The organism is Sphingomonas sp. UNC305MFCol5.2 (genome assembly GCF_000712135.1).
GTDB lineage: Bacteria > Pseudomonadota > Alphaproteobacteria > Sphingomonadales > Sphingomonadaceae > Sphingomonas.
Genome location: NZ_JOOE01000001.1, coordinates 887,063 through 905,891, shown reverse-complemented (window position 1 = coordinate 905,891; position 18,829 = coordinate 887,063). Strand labels below are relative to the sequence as shown.

Annotated in this window: 20 protein-coding genes and 1 other RNA gene; 15 read left to right on the top strand and 6 right to left on the bottom strand. The window is 67.0% G+C overall.

The window, feature by feature from the left end; genetic code table 11:
• Positions 1–4 precede the first annotated feature (4 nt).
• The 6 genes from BR78_RS0104425 (at position 5) to BR78_RS0104400 (ending at position 7,042) form a co-directional block, all read left to right on the top strand.
• A complete protein-coding gene (locus tag BR78_RS0104425; RefSeq protein WP_025587457.1) occupies positions 5–847 on the top strand; it encodes an XrtA system polysaccharide deacetylase in 843 nt (280 codons plus the stop codon).
• Positions 844–1,908: a FemAB family XrtA/PEP-CTERM system-associated protein gene (locus BR78_RS0104420; protein ID WP_025587459.1), complete on the top strand. Its 1,065-nt coding sequence runs from the start codon at positions 844–846 to the stop codon at positions 1,906–1,908. The genes BR78_RS0104425 and BR78_RS0104420 overlap by 4 nt, the downstream gene beginning before the upstream one ends.
• Complete coding sequence (locus BR78_RS0104415) at positions 1,908–3,107, top strand: TIGR03087 family PEP-CTERM/XrtA system glycosyltransferase (RefSeq protein ID WP_025587461.1); 1,200 nt, start codon at positions 1,908–1,910, stop codon at positions 3,105–3,107. The genes BR78_RS0104420 and BR78_RS0104415 overlap by 1 nt, the downstream gene beginning before the upstream one ends.
• The gene (xrtA, locus tag BR78_RS0104410) at positions 3,104–4,639 is read left to right on the top strand and encodes an exosortase A (protein WP_025587463.1); all 1,536 of its coding nucleotides are present in this window, start codon (positions 3,104–3,106) and stop codon (positions 4,637–4,639) included. Before BR78_RS0104415 ends, xrtA begins: the two co-directional genes overlap by 4 nt.
• A 3-nt stretch (positions 4,640–4,642) precedes the next feature.
• Positions 4,643–6,535, top strand: a complete 1,893-nt coding sequence (locus BR78_RS0104405; protein ID WP_025587465.1) for an XrtA/PEP-CTERM system amidotransferase — start codon at positions 4,643–4,645, stop codon at positions 6,533–6,535.
• Positions 6,536–6,757: 222 nt separating this feature from the next.
• Positions 6,758–7,042 carry an antitoxin Xre/MbcA/ParS toxin-binding domain-containing protein gene (locus BR78_RS0104400; protein WP_025587467.1) on the top strand — a complete coding sequence of 95 codons (285 nt, stop codon included), beginning with the start codon at positions 6,758–6,760 and terminating at the stop codon, positions 7,040–7,042.
• A 12-nt stretch (positions 7,043–7,054) separates the two neighbouring features.
• Here the strand turns inward: BR78_RS0104400 and BR78_RS0104395 are convergent, their stop codons facing one another.
• The 5 genes from BR78_RS0104395 to BR78_RS0104375 all read right to left on the bottom strand — a co-directional run bounded on the left by BR78_RS0104395 (position 7,055) and on the right by BR78_RS0104375 (position 12,954).
• Positions 7,055–7,483: an MAPEG family protein gene (locus tag BR78_RS0104395; protein WP_029935183.1), complete on the bottom strand. Its 429-nt coding sequence runs from the start codon at positions 7,481–7,483 to the stop codon at positions 7,055–7,057.
• A gap of 62 nt (positions 7,484–7,545) precedes the next feature.
• On the bottom strand, positions 7,546–8,529 hold the full coding sequence (locus BR78_RS0104390) for an alpha/beta hydrolase (protein ID WP_029935181.1): 984 nt from the start codon (positions 8,527–8,529) through the stop codon (positions 7,546–7,548).
• A 104-nt stretch (positions 8,530–8,633) separates the two neighbouring features.
• Positions 8,634–10,256, bottom strand: a complete 1,623-nt coding sequence (locus BR78_RS0104385; protein ID WP_029935178.1) for an SEL1-like repeat protein — start codon at positions 10,254–10,256, stop codon at positions 8,634–8,636.
• Between the two features lie 129 nt (positions 10,257–10,385).
• Positions 10,386–11,465 (bottom strand): 1,9-bis(guanidino)-5-aza-nonane synthase, encoded by a 1,080-nt coding sequence (locus BR78_RS0104380; protein ID WP_029935176.1) that lies wholly within the window; start codon positions 11,463–11,465, stop codon positions 10,386–10,388.
• Positions 11,466–11,727: 262 nt separating this feature from the next.
• Positions 11,728–12,954 (bottom strand): type III PLP-dependent enzyme, encoded by a 1,227-nt coding sequence (locus BR78_RS0104375; protein ID WP_029935174.1) that lies wholly within the window; start codon positions 12,952–12,954, stop codon positions 11,728–11,730.
• 152 nt (positions 12,955–13,106) lie between these two features.
• Between BR78_RS0104375 and BR78_RS0104370 the strand changes: the two genes are divergently transcribed.
• Genes BR78_RS0104370 through BR78_RS21570 form a run of 3 tightly spaced genes read left to right on the top strand, consistent with a single transcriptional unit; the run spans position 13,107 to position 14,421 of the window.
• On the top strand, positions 13,107–14,075 hold the full coding sequence (locus tag BR78_RS0104370) for a threonine ammonia-lyase (protein WP_029935172.1): 969 nt from the start codon (positions 13,107–13,109) through the stop codon (positions 14,073–14,075).
• Positions 14,075–14,254 (top strand): hypothetical protein, encoded by a 180-nt coding sequence (locus BR78_RS0104365; RefSeq protein WP_029728626.1) that lies wholly within the window; start codon positions 14,075–14,077, stop codon positions 14,252–14,254. Before BR78_RS0104370 ends, BR78_RS0104365 begins: the two co-directional genes overlap by 1 nt.
• Entirely contained in the window at positions 14,254–14,421 is a 168-nt protein-coding gene (locus BR78_RS21570) for a hypothetical protein (protein ID WP_029728627.1), read from the top strand. The genes BR78_RS0104365 and BR78_RS21570 overlap by 1 nt, the downstream gene beginning before the upstream one ends.
• A gap of 152 nt (positions 14,422–14,573) precedes the next feature.
• Here BR78_RS21570 and BR78_RS0104355 read toward each other — a convergent pair whose 3' ends face one another.
• Positions 14,574–15,230 carry an alpha/beta hydrolase gene (locus tag BR78_RS0104355; protein ID WP_029728628.1) on the bottom strand — a complete coding sequence of 219 codons (657 nt, stop codon included), beginning with the start codon at positions 15,228–15,230 and terminating at the stop codon, positions 14,574–14,576.
• Positions 15,231–15,321: 91 nt separating this feature from the next.
• Here BR78_RS0104355 and BR78_RS0104350 point away from each other — a divergent pair, with 91 nt between their 5' ends.
• The 6 genes from BR78_RS0104350 to ffs all read left to right on the top strand — a co-directional run bounded on the left by BR78_RS0104350 (position 15,322) and on the right by ffs (position 18,812).
• Positions 15,322–16,398: a cysteine desulfurase family protein gene (locus BR78_RS0104350; protein WP_029728629.1), complete on the top strand. Its 1,077-nt coding sequence runs from the start codon at positions 15,322–15,324 to the stop codon at positions 16,396–16,398.
• A complete protein-coding gene (locus BR78_RS0104345) occupies positions 16,395–17,486 on the top strand; it encodes a cysteine desulfurase family protein (protein ID WP_029728630.1) in 1,092 nt (363 codons plus the stop codon). Before BR78_RS0104350 ends, BR78_RS0104345 begins: the two co-directional genes overlap by 4 nt.
• Entirely contained in the window at positions 17,483–17,818 is a 336-nt protein-coding gene (locus tag BR78_RS0104340) for a 2Fe-2S iron-sulfur cluster-binding protein (RefSeq protein ID WP_029728631.1), read from the top strand. The genes BR78_RS0104345 and BR78_RS0104340 overlap by 4 nt, the downstream gene beginning before the upstream one ends.
• 54 nt (positions 17,819–17,872) lie before the next feature.
• Entirely contained in the window at positions 17,873–18,298 is a 426-nt protein-coding gene (locus tag BR78_RS20825) for a low affinity iron permease family protein (RefSeq protein WP_029935170.1), read from the top strand.
• Between the two features lie 78 nt (positions 18,299–18,376).
• A complete protein-coding gene (locus tag BR78_RS0104330) occupies positions 18,377–18,649 on the top strand; it encodes a hypothetical protein (protein WP_029728633.1) in 273 nt (90 codons plus the stop codon).
• Positions 18,650–18,714: 65 nt separating this feature from the next.
• An RNA gene (ffs, locus tag BR78_RS21235) (signal recognition particle sRNA small type) lies at positions 18,715–18,812 on the top strand.
• Positions 18,813–18,829: the final 17 nt, after the last annotated feature.

The following is an 18,829-nucleotide window of genomic DNA, read 5'->3' as shown; positions in this document are numbered from 1 at the left end:
GAGCATGGTCGTCAACGGCCTTTCGGTAGATGTCGAGGACTGGTTTCAGGTCGGGGCGTTCGAGAAGACGATCGCGCGCGACGACTGGGATGGGCTCGAACATCGCGTCGAGGCGAACACCGATCGGGTGCTCGCATTGTTCGACGCGGCCGGAGTGCATGCGACCTTCTTCACGCTCGGCTGGGTGGCGAAACGCTATCCGGCGCTGATCCGCCGCATCGCCGATGCGGGGCACGAAGTCGCCAGCCATGGCTGGGCGCACCAGCGTGTCTTCACGATGGAGCCCAAGCAATTCCGCGCCGACCTTGCCGATGCGCGGGCGGCGCTGGAGGACGCCAGCGGCGCCGAGGTGATGGGCTATCGCGCGCCGAGCTTCTCGATCGATCGGCGCACGCCCTGGGCGCACGCCGAGCTGGCCGAGGCTGGCTATCGTTACTCCTCGAGCATCGCACCGATCCGGCACGATCATTATGGCTGGCCCGAAGCGCCGCGCCGCGCGTTTCGGCCGATCGCAGATGCGGGGCTGATCGAACTGCCGATCACCATCGCCAAGGTCGCGGGACGCGAGATCACGGCGGGGGGCGGGTTCTTCCGGCTGCTGCCCAATGGTGTGACCGACCGCGCGGTGCGCACCGCCAATGCGGGAGGTACCGCCGCGATCTTCTATTTCCATCCCTGGGAAGTCGATCCCGGCCAGCCGCGCGTCGCGAACGCGCCGCTCAAGTCGAGGCTGCGGCATTATGCCCGGCTCGGGGCGATGGCGGGCAAGCTCCGACGGTTGATCGCGACTCATGATTGGGGGCGGATGGATGCGATCGCCGCGCGCGAGGCGGAGCGGCTGCAATGAACGCGCCGCTGCTGACGCGCCCGCTGGGGTTGCGCGCCGCCGACCTGGGCGATGCCATCGAGCGCGCGCGGGTCGCTGCCTGGGTGCGCGATCACCCGGAAGCTACGCCCTTCCATCTGCCGGCGTGGAGCGTGGCGGTGGCGCGGGGTTGCCGGCAGAAGAGCCATTATCTCGTCGCCGAGCGCGGCAATGGCGACATTGCCGGGGTGCTGCCGCTGACCGAGATGCACTCGCCCTTGTTCGGGCGGGCGCTGGTTTCGGCGGGGTTCGGGGTCGGCGGGGGCATCCTTGCCGACACTGCCGCGACGGTGCGCGAACTGGCGGAGGCGGCATGGACGCTCGCCGGGCGGTTGAGCTGCCCGAGTGTCGAGCTGCGCGGCGGAGCGCTGCCCGGGCCGGACTGGCATGTCGACGACACGACCTATCTCGGCTTCGTGCGCGATTTGGCGGAGGATGACGAAGCCGAACTGCTCGCGATCCCGCGCAAACAGCGCGCCGAGGTGCGGCGGTCGTTCACCAACGATCTGGAGATCGTCACCGGGGAGGACGCGACGACGCACTACCGGCTCTATGCGGAGTCGGTGCGCAATCTCGGCACGCCGGTATTTCCGCGCACGCTGTTCTCCGAGGTCCTCAACGAATTCGGTCCCTCGGCGGACATACTCACCGTGCGCCACCAGGGTGCGGGCGTTGCCAGCGTGCTGAGTCTCTACTGGAAGGGCGTCGTCCATCCCTATTGGGGTGGAGGCGGCGACGCGGCGCGGGCGCTGCGGGCCAACGACGCCATGTATTTCGGGCTGATGCGGCACGCGCGCGCGCGCGGCTGCACGCGTTTCGATTTCGGGCGGTCCAAGGCCGGGACCGGCGCCGCGGCGTTCAAGAAGAACTGGGGATTCGAGCCGGAGCCGCTGACCTATTTCTCGCGCACTGCCGGCGGCGCGGTGCCCCGGAAAGTGAACCCGCTCGATCCCAAATACAGCCTTCAGGTAAAGGCGTGGAAGCGCATGCCGCTCTGGCTCGCCAACCGCGTCGGCCCGTGGATCGCGCAGGGGCTCGGCTGATGGGCGACGTGCTATTCCTGGCGCATCGCGTGCCTTATCCGCCCGATCGCGGCGACAAGATCCGCAGCTTCCACATGCTCCGCCATCTGGCGCGGCACCGGCGCGTGCATCTCGCCGCCTTCGCCGATGACCCGCGGGACATGGATCGGCCCGAACTGGCCGCATTCACCGCCAGCCGGGCGATCGTGCGGCGGAGGAAGTCGCAGGCAGTGGCGGGGGTTCAGGCGCTGGCGTCGGGGCGGCCGCTGTCGCTCACGGCGTTCGACGACGCGGGGATGCGCCGCGCGGTCGCGGACATGCTGGCGCGCGAGGATGTGGAGACGATCTTCGTCTTCTCGAGCCAGATGGCGCAATATCTGCCGGCCGAGACGCATGCCCGGGTGATCATGGATTTCGTCGACATGGATTCGGCCAAATTCGCTGCCTATGCCAAGGCTGCGAAGGGCCCGATGCGCTGGATGCTGGCGCGCGAGGCGCGGCTGTTGATGGCCTATGAAAGCATCGTCGCGACGCGCGCCGATGCCAGCTTGTTCGTGAGCGAGGCCGAGGCCGGCCTGTTTCGGCAGTCCACGGGCGCCGAGCGGGTGCAGGCGATCGAGAACGGCATCGACACCGCGCATTTCGATCCGGCGGCGGATTTCGCGCGCGTGGATGCGGGTGCAGCATTGATCGTCTTCACCGGCCAGATGGACTATCGCCCCAATGTCGAGGCCGTGACCTGGTTTGCCGAGAATATCCTGCCGCGGGTGCGCGCGACGCATCCCCATGCCCGTTTCGCGATCGTCGGCCGTAACCCCAGCGAGGCGGTCAAGACACTGACGAAGCGCGGCGATGTGATCGTGACCGGTGAAGTCGAGGATGTTCGGGGATGGCTCGCCGCGGCCGCCGTAGTGGTGGCGCCGCTCAAATTGGCGCGCGGCATCCAGAACAAGGTGCTCGAGGCGATGGCGATGGCACGGCCGGTGGTCGCTTCGAGCGCCGCGGCGGAAGGCATCGATCACAAGGGAACGATCGCGGCCGGCACCAGTGCCGAAGACATCGCGAATGCCGTGACGATGCTGCTGTCGGACCGGCGGGGCGCCGCCGAGCTCGGGATCGACGCCCGGGCGCAGGTAATGGCGCGATATGGCTGGGATGCACGGCTGGCGCCGCTCGATGATCTCGTCGGTCTGCCGGCACATCTCGGGCGGGCAGCATGACCGTCGCGATGCCCCGGATCGATTTTGCGCGGGCCGAAGCGTGTTTCGACGCACGCTGGAAGCGGCATGCGGCGATTCTCGCCGGAACATGGGCAGTGCTCCTGCTGCTGTTCCGCCGCGACGCAGTCGATCTTGCGACGATCTACTGGACCAATACCACTTTCGGGCACTGCCTGTTCATCGCCCCCGTGATCGGCTGGCTGGTCTGGCAACGCCGGCGCGAGCTCGCGATGGTACGGCCGCAAGGCTGGTGGCCGGGGCTGGCGCTGGTCGGCGCGGGCGGGCTGGGCTGGCTGCTCGGCGACGCCGCGGGCGTCGCGTTGTTCCGCCATGCCGGGCTGGTCCTGATGCTTCAGGGAGCCGCGGTGAGCGTGCTCGGGCCCAATGTGGGCCGGGCGCTGCTCTTTCCGCTGGCCTACATGCTCTTCCTCGTGCCGTTCGGCGATTTCCTCGAAGGGCCGCTGCAGGACATCACCGTCGCTATGGTGATGCCGCTGCTCCATTTGTTCGGCGTGCCCGCGAGCGTCGACGGGGTGCTGATCACTACGTCGAACGGCTATTTCGAAGTCGCGGAGGCGTGTTCGGGCGCCAAGTTCGTGATTGCGATGGTCGCGTTCGGCGTGCTGGTCGCCAATGTCTGCTACGTTTCGTGGACCCGCCGTGCGGCGTTCCTCGCGATGGCACTGGTCGTGCCGGTGATCGCCAACGGGCTTCGCGCTTTCGGGACGATCTATGCGGCGTGGTGGACCTCGGTCGAGGCGGCGACGGGGATGGACCATATCGTCTATGGCTGGGTGTTCTTCGCGGCAGTGATGGCGGCGGTGCTGGCGATCGGCTGGAAATGGTTCGATCGCGATCCCGATGCGGCATGGTTCGATCCCATGCGGCTGCAGGGGGCCGCGGGCGGGCGGGCCGAAGCATCCGTGACGGCATTGCTGGCGCTGATGGTCGCGAGCCTGTTCCTCGGCTGGTCGAGCCTCATCGCGGCACGCGCGGCGCCGCTGCCGGCCAAGGTCGAGCTGCCGCAGGTCGCCGGCTGGCATCGCATTGGGCCGAGCACCGTTGCGCCCTGGTCACCCCATTATCCCGGTGCCGATCATTTCCTGATCGGTCATTATGCCGACGGGCGCGGCAGGACGGTCGATCTCGCCGTGGCCGTCTATGCCAGCCAGCACGAAGGCAAGGAACTGGTCGGCTTCGGCATCGGCGCGATCCGCGAGAATGATCGCTGGGTGCGCATCGCCGATCTTCCGGACCTGTCGGGCGGCCATGCGCTGCGCATGACGGGGCCCGGGCGGGTGGAACGCGCGACGGTTAGTTGGTACCGCGTCGGCGATACGCTGACCGGGAGCGACAGCCACGTGAAATTCGAGACGTTGAAGACCAAGTTGCTGGGGGGCAATCAGGCCGCGGTGGCCGTCCTGGTGTCGGCCGAGCAGGGGCCGGATCAAGGCGCGCAGGCAGCGATCGAGGACTTTGTCGGCGCGCTCGGCCCTGTCGACGCGTTCGCCGACAGCATGGCCGGTCGCTAAGCGATGTGCGGCATTGCGGGGCTTTATTACCCCGCCATAGCGAAACCCGTGGATCCTGCCCGCATCGTGGCGATGCGCGACGCGCTGGCGCATCGCGGGCCCGACGGAGCGGGTGTGTGGACCGCGCCGGGCGTGGGACTAGGGCATCGGCGGCTGTCGATCATCGATCTCGAAGGCGGCGTCCAGCCGATGGCGACGCCGGACCAGGGCGTGGTCGTCACGTATAATGGCGAGATCTACAATTTCCGCGAAGTGCGCGCCGAGCTGGAGGCGAAGGGCGCGCGGTTCCAGACGGAGAGCGATACCGAGGTGCTGCTCCACGGCTGGCGGGCCTGGGGTCCGGGGATGCTCGAGAAGCTCAACGGGATGTTCGCCTTCGCCTTGTACGACGCAGAGAAGCAAAGCCTTTTCCTCGCGCGCGACCGGTTCGGCGTCAAACCTCTGGTTTACACCAAGCTCGCCGATGGCGGGGTAGCGTTCGCCTCTGAAATCAAGGGATTGCTCGCCCATCCGCTGTTTCGTCGGCGGCCCGATTTCCGCGCGGTCGAGGACTATCTCGGACTCGGCTATGTGCCCGATGACGCGTCACTGCTCGTCGGCGTCAAGAAGCTGCCTGCGGGGCACTTCCTGTTGCTCCAGCGCGGCAAGCGTATGCCGCAGCCGGTGCGCTGGTGGGATCTGGATTTCTCCAACCGCGCAACCGGAAAAACGCGCGATCTGGAGGCGGAGCTGGTCGAGCGGATGCGCGCGGCGGTGCGCGCGCGGATGATCGCGGACGTGCCGCTGGGGGCGTTCCTCTCGGGCGGGGTCGACAGCAGCGCGGTGGTCGCGCTGATGGCCGAGGCGAGCAAGGCCGCGGTCAAGACGTGCACGATCGGCTTCGACGAGGCCGGGCATGACGAGAGCGATTACGCCAGACGCATTTCGGAACGCTTTGCGACCGCGCATCGATCGAAAATCGTCGGTTCGGACGATTTCGCGCTCATCGACACGCTGGTCGCGGCGTTCGACGAGCCTTTTGCCGACGCATCGGCGCTGCCGACCTATCGAGTGTGCGAGCTCGCGCGCGAGACAGTGACGGTGGCGCTTTCGGGCGATGGCGCGGACGAGGCGTTCGCCGGGTATCGGCGTTACAAATTCTTCGCGGCCGAAGAGCGTGCGCGGGGCCTGTTTCCCGAGAAGTTCCGGGCGAACCTGTTCGGGACGCTGGGGCGGTTCTACCCCAAGGCCGATTGGGCGCCGCGGGCATTCCGCGCGAAGACCACCTTGCTCGCGCTCGCCGAGAATGGCGAGTTCGCTTACTCCAGGGCGGTAGGCGTCACTAGCCCCGAGCTGCGCGACCGGCTCTATACCAGCGCGGCGAAGCACACCCTCGCCGGGCATTCCGCCGAGCAGCGTTATGTCGACGCGATGCGGCGGGCGCCGGCGCGCGACGCACTCGACCGCGCGCAATATGCCGATATCCAGCACTGGCTGCCGGGGGACATTCTGACGAAGGTCGACCGCACCAGCATGGCGGTGAGCCTCGAGGCACGCGAGCCTTTGCTCGACTATCGGCTCGTCGAATTCGCGGCGACCCTGCCGCCGTCGCTCCGGATCAAGGCGGGGCAGGGCAAATGGCTGATGAAGAAGGCGCTCGAGCCGTGGCTGCCCAAGGACATTCTCTATCGGCCCAAAATGGGGTTCGTTACGCCGATCAGCGCGTGGTTCCGCAAGGCGCTGGCCGACGAGGCAGCAGCGCTGGCGCAGTCGCGCGTGCTGACGGGGACCGGCTGGTTCGAACCCGCGGCGATCGAGAAGCTGGCGGCCGACCACAAGGCCGGTCGCGCCGAGCACGGGCGGACCTTGTGGCAGCTGCTGATGCTGGAACGGAGCCTCGCGCGGCTGTTCGGCTGAAGTCCGCGACCGTCGGGAACGCGGAGGCCGGGGTTTCGCTGGCGCCTGCCGCTCCCCATATGACATCGATCGCTGGCAAGCAGTCCGTAGGCGCCAGCGGCTGAGAGACGATCGTGCTCCCGCTTACACAGAGCGGAGTCGTCTCATGGAACCTCACCACCTTTTGGCCCGGCACCACGAGAGACCTCTCGCGCCGTTTCATGACCCGAGAGGAAACCGCCGATGAGTGACGAGCCAGCTACCGGTCCGGATGGCGCCCCCAGTGAACGCAGGACCACCCCTTTCCGCAAGAAGTTTTCCAGCGTGCGTTTGCCCGCCGACAGCGCGGAACGGCAGGGCCGTGTCACCATGCTGGCATGGCGCCTGCTGGGCGGGCGCGACGAAGCGATGGCGTTCCTGAACAACCATGACGAAATGCTGGGAGGGCGTCCGCTGGACCTTGCGGTCGCCAGTGTCGAAGGCTGCGAGGCCGTCGAACGCGCGATCGCCGCGAAAGCGGGGGGCTGACACCCGCTTGACCTAGTGCAGCAGTGCGATTCCCGCATGCAGCGTCAGCGCGACGAGCGCGAACGTCGACAGCACGAAGAGGCCGAAACGCACCGCCACCTTGTTGAAGGTCGCCTGGACGAGGCTGTGAAGGATGCGCAAGCCGACATAGGCCCAGGCGATCCATGCATTGATGCCGTCGCCGCCGCCGAGCAGCGCCAGCGCGAGGCAGATCGCATAGAACAGCGTCGGCTGTTCCATCAGATGGATGTAATTGTGCGCGGGCCATTGCACGCGCTCGTCGACCATGCCGTCGAGGATGCCGGGGCGCCCGCCCCGCGCCTTCGACATGTCGATCCCGGCCTTTTTGAGCGCGGGCAGGCGGATCGCCATCATCCAGACGAGCATGACGAGCGACCAGGCGACGAGCGCCACGACAGGCGCCAGAATCTGGCTGTGCATTTTTCGGGTCCCCTCCGATTGTGATCCGAGGCTGCCGCAACCGGTTCGCGAATGCAACCGATCTAGTGCTTGGCTGTCCAGCGCGCGAAAAGGTCGGGCCAGAGGCGGCCGGGGAAATCGACCGGCAAGTGCAGCGCGCCGAAGCCGTGGCCGCCTTTTTCGAAGATATGTGCCTCGACCGGCACATTCGCGGCGCGGCATTTCTCGATCGTCACCAGGCTCTGTGCCACCGGCACGGTGCCGTCGTCCACAGCGTGGACAAGGAAGATCGGGGGTGTCCCGGAGGTGATCCGATCACTGGTTTCATAGCGGGCGAGGAGCGCGGGATCCTTGCTGTCGCCCAGCAGCATTCCGGACGAGCGGCTGTTGAGGCCCGCGGTGCTGAACGACACGACCGGGTAGACTAGCCCCGCAAAAGAGGGGCGTGCGCTCTGCCGGTCGACAGCGTCGATTGACGCATAAACGGGATCGGCATGCCCGACCGCGAGCGACGCGCCGAGATGGCCGCCGGCGGAGAAGCCGCAAATGCCGAGCTTCGCGGGGTCGATGCCGTACTTCGCCGCATTCGCGCGGATCAGCCGCATCGCACGCTGAGCGTCCTGCAGCGGCACATCGGCGCGATTGGCCCAGCCTTCGCCGGGCAGGCGATAGGCGAGGACGAAGACGGTGATGCCGTGCGGGGTGAGCGCCTTGGCGACATCGATGCCCTCATTCTCGACCGAAACGAAATTGTAGCCGCCGCCCGGGATCGAGAGGACCGCCCGGCCATCGGGTTTGGCCGGGCGATAGACGCCGACCATCGGTTCCGAGACACCGCGCAGCCAGAGCTCCTTGAAGCCACCGTTGATGGTGAAGTCGTTGGTCGGTAGCGGGCTGGGTGCCCCCGGCGGGGTACCGGGCCAGAGCTTGAAATGTTCGCGCGGGGGCCATGCGGCGGTGCCGGTGCCGAGAACATAGGGAGCCGGCGCATTCTGCGCGCGGGCGACGGCGGGAGCCAGCGTAAGCGCGGCGGCACTTCCGATCAGCGTGCGGCGGTCGATCGGCATGGCGGCATCCTCCCTGTTTTCGGGCGAACCTAGCGTGTCGGGCGTGACGGGCAAGGCGGTTGCGGCGAGCAGCTTAATCCTCCCCCTGACGGGGGAGGATTCGCTTAATCGCTCTTTTTCTCCAGCGCCGCGATGGCGCGGGGTGCGGTCTTGTGGCCTTGCAGCGCGGCGCGGCGGAGCAACGCGAGCGCCTTGGTCACGTCCTTGTCGCCGCCTTCGCCCTTGGCGAGCATCGCGGCGAGGTTGAACATGCCATCGGGATCGTCGCCGGCAGCACCGGCCTCGAACCACTTCCGGGCCATCGCCAGATCCCTGGGCACCATTTTGCCTTCGTAGAAATAGGTGCCCATCGCGACCTTGGCGGCGGCGTTTCCGCCCAGCGCGGCGGTCTTGTAGAAGCCCATCGCCAGCTCGGGATCGGCCTTGACCTCTTCACCGAGATCATAAGCGCGTGCCAGCGCATAGAGCGCGCCGGCATGGCCGTTGCGCGCCGCGGCCTGATACCAGCCGAGCGCGGCCTTGCGGTCCTGCGGCACGCCGTCCTCGCCCTCCCACAGGATGTCGGCGAGCGCGGCCTGCGCGCCAGGGTGATTGAGCTTGGCGGCCTGCCTGTACCACGAGACTGCCTTGGCCCCGTCGCGCGGTGTGCCCAGGCCTTCATTGTAGATGTCGCCGAGCTTCTTCGCACCGGGGACATGGCCGACCTTGAAAGCGCGTTCATACCATTCACGGGCTTCTGCCGTGTTTTTGGCCACGGGGCCGAAGCCGTTCATGTAGATATTGGCGAGAATCACCGCCGCCTCGCCCACGGCAGTGTTGCGATCGGGCTGGCGTGGATCGAACATCGGGGTTTCGTTCTGCGGATTGAAGGGCGCGGTCGCGGCCTTTTTGAGCCATTTGACGCCTTCCACCGGATCCGATTGCGGCCCCAGCCCCTGGAGCGTGATCTTGCCGACGAACAACGCTGCCTCGTCGCCGCCCTCGCGCATCTGGAGCTTGTTGGCGGCCTTGCGGAACCAGTCGAGCGCCTCGGCATAGCGCCCCTGATCGAACAGCGCGAAGCCCATCGGTAGCGTCCGATCGCGGCTGGCGATGAACGACCGCGCCTCGAGATAGCGCGCGTTCGCCGCCGCGACGCGCCATTCCGGGCTGGTCATCAGCGCGCCTCTTTCCGAATCGCCGCTGTTCGCCGCGATGAACCCGGTGTTGCCTCCGCTCGCGCTGGTGTCGCCGGCGCCGCGCGCATAGGCGCCGCGGCATGCTCCGATCGCGGATGCGAGGCTGTTCTGGTCGAGCGAGGCGGCAGTCCCTCCGTCTGCGGGAGTCTCGTCCAGGGAGCTCGGGCCGAAGCTGGTCGCCACATCGCTGCCTGCTACGTCGCGCACGCCGAAGCGCGATTTGGCAAGGTCCGGCAATGGCGAGCCGGGAGGCACCGAAGGCGGCGCGTTATAATCAGGGCTCCGGGTAGGCCTGGTCGGCAGATAGGCGCGGCTGGCCATCCCGGAAGCGCGCAGGAACGGATCGCGCGCGAGCACTTCGCAGGTGGAGGAGCGGGGGGCCTCGGCAGCGGGCATGCGCTGGCCGGTGACCCTGAGCTGGTCCTGATCGCCGGGCGTTTCGGATTGCGCCGGTGGTGGAGGCGCAGTCTGGGCATGGCCCTGCCCCGCGACCAGCAAGGCGCTTCCGAGCAACATCGTCCAGGGCCGATTCTGGCGGGCCAGCGTCATGAAGCACTCTCCCCGGTACTTGTTCTGCGGGAGGGCTATCATGGACCCGTCGGGGACGGAATAGAGCGGCCACACGGCAAAGCGGCCGGGGATCGCTCCCCGGCCGCTTCGTTTTTCCTTTGGGTCGGATCAGGCGAAGAGCTTCGCCCAGCCGCGCTTGGCGCGGTCCTTCCAGTGGCCGCGGTGATAGGCGTCCGAGGCGAGGAGCGGCATCACGCTGCCCGCTTCGGCGAAGACCATCTGCTCGATGCCGGTGTTGACCTTGCCCCAGCTCGCGGCTTCCTGCAGCGTCGAAGACGAGCAGGCGCCGTCGCGGACGTCGGCGACGGTGATCTGGACCGCGTATTTGTGCACCGCAACGTCTTCGTGGCCGAGGATCTCGGCGCAGACGACGGTGTCCTGGATGAAGTTCTTCGGCACGCCGCCGCCGATCATCAGCAGGCCGGTGGTGCCGGCCGCGATCTTGATGTCGGTCAGCTCACGGAAGTCGGCGACTGCGTCGATCATCACATAGGGCTTGCCCGCCTTGGCGGAATCGACCTGGTGCTTGACGAGACCGAAGCCGGCCGAACTGTCGACGAACGCCGGGCAGAAGATCGGCACGTCATGCTCGTAGGCGAGCTTGACGAGGCTGTTGTCCTTCTTGCCGTGCTCGACGAGATACTTGCCCATCTCGCGGATGAAGGCGCGCGACGAATAGGCGCCGGGCTCGAGTGATTCCGCGATCTCGAAGATCGTGTGATCGACGTTCTGGAGGTCTTCCTCGTCGATATACGTGTCGTAGATGCGGTCGATATAGAGCGAGCGCAGCGTATCGTCGTCGGGGATCTCGAGCGCCTGATAGTGCTTGTGACCAAGGCCTTCGAAGAAATCCATGTCGACGATGGTGGCGCCGGTGGCGACGATGCCGTCGACCATGTTGTTGCGCACCAGCTCGGCATAGAGGTCCATGCAGCCACCGGCCGAAGTCGAGCCCGCGATCACGAGGAAGATCGTGCAATCCTTGTCGGCCAGCATCTGGTTGTAGATGTTGGTCGCGCGGCCGAGGTCGCGGCTGGTGAAGCTCATGTCCGCCATCGCGTCGACGATCGGGCGCGCGTCGAACTTGGTGATGTCGATATGCTTGACCTGCTTCGACAGCAGCTCCGCCTTGCGGGTGTCGTTGATCGGCGGGTTCGCCGCGGCGGTCTTGGTGAGAGTGTCGGTCATGGGGATCTCCCAATCTTCATGGCCGTCGTCATTCAAAGGGGACGCGGAAACCCGTAAATCCCCCTCCCGCTTGCGGGAGGGAGTAGTTGCATTCTTCGGGTCGAAATGCCCCCCGGGCATTTCTCAATCATGCCGGGGGCATGATTGACCCGGAGAATTCAACCACTGGGAGGGTGCGACGTGGCGATACCATCCCCAACAGACCCTCCCCCGACCCCTCCCGCAAGCGGGAGGGGAGAAGAGGGCCGTTATGCCTTGGCAGTTACAGCTTGACGACGTTCGAGGGACGCGCGCGTTCCTCGGCCGGCTCGAGATAGAGCGAGGTCATCGGTTCGTCGTCGACGATCACCGTCTCGCCCGATCCGAAGCCGTTGAACGCCGTGCGCATGGCCGAGCCATAGGCGCCGAGCATGCCGATCTCGATATAGTCGCCCGCGCGGATATCCGCCGGCAGCGGGAACGGACCCGCCATGTGATCCATATCGTCGCAGGTCGGACCGTAGAAGCTGAACTCGACGTCGCGGGCGTTCGAATCCGGCTCGCGGAGGAGACGGACGGGGAAGCGCCAGCCGATATGCGCGGCATCGAACAGCGCACCGTACGCGCCGTCGTTGATGTAGAGCTCGTCGCCGCGGCGCCGTTCGACGCGTACGATGATCGAGCTGTACTCGGCGCAGAGCGCGCGGCCCGGCTCGGCCCAGAGCTCGGCCGAATAGGAAATCGGCAGGCTCTCGAACGCGCGGTGGATCGTCGCGAAATAATGCTCGAGCGGCGGTGGTTCCATGCCGGGGTATGACGAGGGGAACCCGCCGCCGACATCGATCACGTCGACGGTGACCGCCGCCTCGACGATCGCGGCGCGGACGCGCTCCATCGCATTGGCATAGGCCTCGGGCGACATTGCCTGGCTGCCGACATGGAAGCAGATGCCCAGGGCATCCGCGACCTGGCGGGCGGCCATCAGCAATTCCTTCGACTCGCCGGGGCCCGCACCGAACTTCGAGGCGAGGCTGAGCTTCGAATGATCCGACGAGACGCGCAGCCGCACGCAGAGCGTCAGGTCCTCGGCGCCCTTCGTGGCGGCGACGATCTTGTCGAGCTCTTCGAGGCTGTCGAGGCTGAAGACGCGGACGCCGTGCGTGAAATACGCCTCGGCGATCGCTTCCTCGGCCTTGACTGGGTGCATGAAGCAGAGCGTCGCATCGGGCAGCGTCAATGCGACGAGACGCACCTCGGCGATCGACGCGACGTCGTAATGCGTGACGCCGCTATCCCACAGGATCTGCAGCAGATCCGGCGAGGGATTGGCCTTCACGGCATACATCGAGCGGCCCGGGAACTTCTCGACGAAGAAGCGGGCGGCACGCGATGCGGCGTGCGGACGAGTCAGCGTTACCGGCTGAACCGGTCGCTGGCTGGCGATGTCGATACCGCGAAGTGCGGTCGATTGGGCCGACGCTAGCCCCAGCGCGCTATGGTGCTTGTGCAATTCAAGGGACCTCCAAATGCCTTGCGGCAAACATTGACGAAAAGCTGCCTTGCGGTTGGAAGTCCCATGGGGCAGCGGAAGGCGGCATTTAGGGACGAGGTCCCCCCATGTAAAGTGATTCGATATCCGGAAATGTACGGCGGGGATAAACTGTGACGATTGTACGACAGCCTACCCGGGCGGGGGTTCGCGACGCTGCGGCTAAGATTGCAGCAATCCTGCCGCAAACGCCTCTGCTGACAGCGGAAATTCGCGGGGTTCCGGTTTGCTTCAAGGCTGAATCGCTGCAGCCGATCGGCGCGTTCAAGATCCGCGGCGCGTGGCATCGGCTGACCGCGCTGGACGCGGAGGCGCGCGAGCGCGGCGTGGTGGCGTTCTCGTCGGGCAATCACGCACAGGGAATCGCCTGGGCGGCGAAGAGACTCGGCATTCCGGCGGTGATCGTGATGCCGGCTGACGCGCCGAAGGTGAAGCTCGACGCGACGCTGGCGATGGGCGCGGAGGTCGTGAAGTATGACCGCGCGACCGAGAGCCGCGAGAAGATCGCCGCGCATCTGGCGCATGCGCGCGGCGCGGCTTTGGTGCCGAGTTTCGACGACCCCTGGATCATCGAGGGCCAGGGCAGCGCCGGCATCGAGTCGATGACCCAGATGATCGAGATGAAGCTACCAGATCCGTCGAATGTGGTGGTGCCGTGCGGCGGCGGCGGGCTCGCGGCGGGGCTGGCTCTGGCGCTGCCCGATGCGGAAATAACCGTCGTGGAGCCCGAGGGCTGGGATGACATGCGCCGCAGCCTCGAAGCCGGGTGGATCGAGCCGGTGGGCGATAATCCGCCGCCGACGGCGTGCGATGCGCTGCAGACATATCAAGTGTCGCCGTTGACCTTCGACGTGCTCAGTCGGCGGGGCGCGACGGGCGTCGCGGTGAGCGAGGCCGAGATCCGGCATGCGCAGCGCTGGGCGGCGGCGAAGCTGCGGCTGGTGCTGGAACCGGGCGGATCGGTAGCGCTGGCGGCCTTGCTGGCGGGCAAGGTCGAGGCGAAGCCGGGATTGCTGGTGGTCCTCTCGGGCGGCAATGCCGATCCGGACGCCTATGCGGCGGTGCTGGGATCGAAGAACTGATGAAGGACAGACGGTTCGGGACGGTCGTCGCCAATGTGTTGAGCGTCGGCACGCGGGGGCTCGGCCTCTTCCTCTGGTATTTCCTGCGATTGATCTATCGCGGCGAGCCGAAGGTGATTGCGGGCTTTGCCGGCGTCGGATTGGCGATCGCCGCGCTTGTCTGGCTGATCGTCCGATGATGGATCCGCAACTCAATCCGCTGCTGCTGAGCATCGCGGTGATAGCGATGTTCGCATTGGTCTGGGGCGGTGTGCGCACCTGGCGCGGCGGGGATCGAACCAAGGGCGTGCTGATGGTGATCTGTGCGTTGGTGCTGCTGGGCAATCTGCTGATCTGGTCGCTATAGCTACCGGGACTCCTCTCCCGGCAAGGGAGGGGTTGGGGTTGGGTGCGAGCCGGAGGCGAGCTCTGCGGCGTCGATGAAAAAAAGGCCGGGATCGACCCGGCCTTTTTTCAACCCGCCCCTTGATTCCCTCCCTGCAGGGAGGGGAAGAAGCCTCAGCGGATCGGCGAGTTCGGATCGAGCCGCATGTCGAGATAGCGGTCCACCGAACCCATCAATTGCTCCATCTCGTGCTCGAAGAAATGGTTCGCGCCCGGGATCGTGTCGTGGTGGATCGTGATGTGCTTCTGCGTGCGCAGCTTGTCGACGAGCTTCTGCGTCGCGAGCGGCGTGGCGACTTCGTCGGCCTCTCCCTGGATGATGATGCCCGAGGAGGGGCAGGGCGCGAGGAAGCTGAAATCATACATGTTCGCCGGCGGCGCGACCGAGATGAAGCCGCGGATCTCCGGACGGCGCATCAGCAGCTGCATGCCGATCCATGCGCCGAAGCTGACGCCGGCGATCCAGGTGGTCGAGGCTTCGGGGTGGAAGCTCTGCACCCAGTCGAGCGCCGAGGCCGCGTCGCTGAGCTCACCGATGCCGTTGTCGAACGTGCCCTGGCTCTTGCCGACGCCGCGAAAGTTGAAACGCAGGGTCGCGAAGCCGCGGCGCTGGAAGGTCTTGTAGAGCTCCTGGACGATGCGGTTGTTCATCGTTCCGCCCGCATTGGGGTGCGGATGAAGGATCATCGCCACGGGCGCGCGCGGACGCGGAGCGGGGGCGAAACGGCCTTCGAGACGGCCTTCGGGACCGGGGAAAATGACTTCGGGCAATGTGGCCTGCCTTGAATTGGGTGCGCGCAGTGGAGCGCGGGGAGTTGGGCGCTATATAGGCAGCGCCCCCTCTTGCGCAATTGGAAGCAACTTGGCCGACCGTATCTATCTGGACCACGCCGCGACGACGCCGATGACCGAAGCTGCGAAGGCTGCGGTTGTCGAGGGGATGGCGCGCTGGGCGAACCCCTCCTCGCCGCATGCCGAAGGGCGGGCGGCGCGGGCGGCGCTGGAGGCGGCACGGGCGAAGATCGCCGCGGCCTATGGCTGGGCGCACGAGCTGGTGCTGACCTCGGGGGCGAGCGAATCACTGCACCTGGCGCTGACGCGATCCATGGCCGAACGCCGGCTGATCACCGCTGTGGAGCATGATTCGGTGCTTCGGCATTCGGAAGGAGCGAAGGTGCTGCCGGTGGATGCGAACGGCATTCTCGATCTGGAGGCGCTAAGGGGCGTGTTGGCAGGTGAGAGTCGCACCATGCTCTGCGCGCAATGGGCGAACAGCGAGACCGGCGTGCGCCAGCCGATCGCGGCGATTGCGGAGGTCGTCCATGATGCGGGCGGCATATTGCTCGTCGACGCCGCGCAGATGCCGGCGCGGGCCGACGACGCAGTGTTGCGGCATGCCGATCTGGTCGCAATATCGGCGCACAAGCGCGGCGGGCCGCCGGGGATCGGGGCGCTGCTGGTGCGCGACTTCGCTACGCTGCTGCCGATGGGCGGGCAGGAGAAGGGGTATCGCGCGGGTACCGAGAATTTGCCGGGCGCGCTCGGCTATGCCGCGGCGGTGAGCGAGGCCGAGGATCTCGCGCGGATGGCGCGGCTTCGTGCGGGACTGGAGGCGGCGATCCGCGACGCCGGTGGCGAAGTGGTGGGCGAGGCGAGCCCGCGCACGCCGCTGATCGGTGCCTATCGCATGCCGGGGGTGTCGTCGGCGGCGCAGCTCATCCGGTTCGATCTGGGCGGGATCTCGGTTTCGGCCGGAAGCGCCTGCTCGTCGGGAAGCATGCGGCCGAGCCATGTGCTGGGCGCGATGGGCTGGCAGGAACCCGAACTGCGCGAAGTGGTACGAGTGAGCTTCGGACGTTCGACAAGCGAGGCGGAAGTGGCGCGCTTCGCCGAGCTCTGGCGCAAGACCGCCGACGAAACACGGGTACGAGCGGCATGACCTATCTCGATTATCAGGCGACCACGCCGCTCGCGCCCGAGGCGCTCGCCGCGATGCTGCCCTGGCTGGAGAGCCAGTACGCCAACCCCCACTCCGCGCACCCGCCCGGACGCGCGGCGAAGGCTGCAGTGGAAGTGGCGCGCGGCGAAGTCGCCGGACTGATGCCCGAAGGCGGCACGGTCAACTTCACCAGCGGCGCGACCGAAGCGCTCAACTGGGCGATCAAGGGCACGACCGGGCCGATCGTCACGCTAGCGACCGAACATGCCGCGGTGCTCGACACGGTCGAGGCCGAGGCACGCAAGGGGCGTGCGGTCACCGTGCTGCCGGTGGGCAGCGACGGGCTGGTCGATTTTGCGGCGGCGCGCGCGGTGATCCGCCCCGGCACGGGGCTGGTCGCGGTCATGCTGGTCAACAACGAGATCGGCACGATCCAGCCGGTCGAGCGATTGGCCGAGCTGGCCAGGGCCGCCGGCGCGCGGTTCCTGTGCGATGCGGTGCAGGGTTATGGCCGCGTGCTGATCCCCGAAGGCTGCGATCTGGTCGCGGTGTCGGCGCACAAGGTTCATGGGCCCAAGGGAGTCGGTGCGCTGTGGATCCGCGAGGGCGTGACGCTCGAACCGCTGTTGCACGGGGGCGGGCAGGAGCCGGGTGGGCGCTCGGGGACGCTGTCGCCGGCATTGTGTGCCGGGTTCGGCGCCGCGGCGCGGCTCGCCAAGCAGCGGTTCGGCGCGGATCACGCCCATGCCGAGCAGCTTTTCCGGGCGGCACTGGCCCATCTCGGCGGCGACTGGACGCTCAATGGTTCGCGCGACGAGCGCTATCACGGCAATCTCAATATCCGGCGTGAAGGCCTGAACGTCGCGCGGCTGATGTCCGACCTGCGCGACATCGCCTTTTCGGCCGGGTCGGCCTGCGCGAGCGGGTCGGGGCGGCCGAGCCATGTGCTGCGCGCGATCGGACTGAGCGACGCGGAGGCGCGGTCGAGCATAAGGCTGGGGCTCGGGCGGTATACGACCGAGGAGGAACTGCTGGCGGCGCTCGACCGGATCACCGCCGCGGCGCGCGGCCAGAAGGTGGCGGCATGATCCGGGTGCGATTCGTCGCCGCCGATGGCACGGAGGGCCGGGAGGTCGAGGCCGAAGAGGGCGCGGTGCTGCTCGAAGTGGCGCAGAATGCAGGCCAGCCATTGGAAGGCACGTGCGAGGGGCAGATGTCGTGCTCGACTTGCCACGTCGTCGTCGATGCAAAAGATTACGCCAGGCTGCCGCGCGCGAGCGAAGAGGAAGAGGACATGCTCGACCTCGCCATCGGCGCGACGCGGACCAGCCGGCTGGCGTGTCAGATCGTGCTGACGCGGGATCTCGACGGACTGACGGTGCGGATGCCGCCCGAGCATCGCGACATGCAGGGACGCTGAGCGGACGATCGGTCCGTGTTGGAACGACGGGCGGCGGCCAGTCGTTTCGCTCCGATGACACGCCCCGGACTCCGGCAGACGCTGTACAATCTGGGCGGTCGCATATGCGATATCGGAGCGAACATAGCAGGCCACCCGGCGGCATTGGTCGGGGTGATCGTTTTCTGCATCGCCTGGTTTCTGTTGCCGCTCGGCGACAAAGCGACCGCCGTGCTGACCCTGGTGCTTTCGGTGCTCGCGATCACGCTCACCCAGATGGTGCTCAACCAGCAGAAACGGCACGAAATCGCGCTGCACCTCAAGATCGACGAATTGATCCACGCGATGAAAGGCGCACGCGACGAAGTGATGGGAATCGAGACCGCCAGCGAGTCCGAACTCGAAGCGTTGCGCATCACCGGCGACAAGGCTGAAGAGGTCCTCGCCAAGCGCCGCGGCAAGCCCGTGGTCACCACCGATTCGAACAGTCGCGGGGCTTGAGCGCGACGCGGAACAACGTCGCCGTTTCGGGATTGTAATGGCCTTGGGGTTCCCGCCCCGAGGTCAGGAGAGAGCCATATGAAAATTCTCACTCTAGTCGCAGCAGCCGCCGCCGCAGTTCTGGCGGTCCCGACGGCATCTGCCGCTACCGCCCCCGCACCCGGCGTCATATCGGTCGCCAGCTTTGCCGCCAGCGCGCCCGCCGTGCAGAGCGGGCGCTGGGAGCGCGAGCGCCGTTACGAGCGCCGCACCAACCGGCATCGCCGCGTCTATTGGCGGACGCACTGCACGCGCAAATGGCGCAACGGCCACCGCATCCGCGTCTGCCGCAAGGTACGCTATTGGCGCTGAACCTTTGGCGGGAGCGCCCAGGCGCTCCCGCACTTGCCTAAGCCACCGACTTTGCCCATATGCGCCGCGGGAGTCGGGCGGACGATGCCGTCGCCAACCCGGTCAGATCCGGAAGGAAGCAGCCGTAACGATTTCGTGTCGGGTCGTTCCGGCTCCCACCATTCCTTGAAGACGCAGAGC

Bases quoted from the DNA above. Each gene is read 5' to 3' on its own strand.
- BR78_RS0104390 (WP_029935181.1), bottom strand. From the start codon at position 8,529: ATGCCGATCGACCGCCGCACGCTGATCGGAAGTGCCGCCGCGCTTACG.
- BR78_RS0104365 (WP_029728626.1), top strand. From the start codon at position 14,075: ATGAAGGACAGACGGTTCGGGACGGTCGTCGCCAATGTGTTGAGCGTC.
- BR78_RS0104330 (WP_029728633.1), top strand. From the start codon at position 18,377: ATGAAAATTCTCACTCTAGTCGCAGCAGCCGCCGCCGCAGTTCTGGCG.
- xrtA (WP_025587463.1), top strand. From the start codon at position 3,104: ATGACCGTCGCGATGCCCCGGATCGATTTTGCGCGGGCCGAAGCGTGT.
- BR78_RS0104385 (WP_029935178.1), bottom strand. From the start codon at position 10,256: ATGACGCTGGCCCGCCAGAATCGGCCCTGGACGATGTTGCTCGGAAGC.
- BR78_RS21570 (WP_029728627.1), top strand. From the start codon at position 14,254: ATGGATCCGCAACTCAATCCGCTGCTGCTGAGCATCGCGGTGATAGCG.
- BR78_RS0104415 (WP_025587461.1), top strand. From the start codon at position 1,908: ATGGGCGACGTGCTATTCCTGGCGCATCGCGTGCCTTATCCGCCCGAT.
- BR78_RS0104425 (WP_025587457.1), top strand. From the start codon at position 5: ATGGTCGTCAACGGCCTTTCGGTAGATGTCGAGGACTGGTTTCAGGTC.
- BR78_RS0104345 (WP_029728630.1), top strand. From the start codon at position 16,395: ATGACCTATCTCGATTATCAGGCGACCACGCCGCTCGCGCCCGAGGCG.
- BR78_RS0104400 (WP_025587467.1), top strand. From the start codon at position 6,758: ATGAGTGACGAGCCAGCTACCGGTCCGGATGGCGCCCCCAGTGAACGC.
- BR78_RS20825 (WP_029935170.1), top strand. From the start codon at position 17,873: ATGACACGCCCCGGACTCCGGCAGACGCTGTACAATCTGGGCGGTCGC.
- BR78_RS0104380 (WP_029935176.1), bottom strand. From the start codon at position 11,465: ATGACCGACACTCTCACCAAGACCGCCGCGGCGAACCCGCCGATCAAC.
- BR78_RS0104340 (WP_029728631.1), top strand. From the start codon at position 17,483: ATGATCCGGGTGCGATTCGTCGCCGCCGATGGCACGGAGGGCCGGGAG.
- BR78_RS0104395 (WP_029935183.1), bottom strand. From the start codon at position 7,483: ATGCACAGCCAGATTCTGGCGCCTGTCGTGGCGCTCGTCGCCTGGTCG.
- BR78_RS0104420 (WP_025587459.1), top strand. From the start codon at position 844: ATGAACGCGCCGCTGCTGACGCGCCCGCTGGGGTTGCGCGCCGCCGAC.
- BR78_RS0104405 (WP_025587465.1), top strand. From the start codon at position 4,643: ATGTGCGGCATTGCGGGGCTTTATTACCCCGCCATAGCGAAACCCGTG.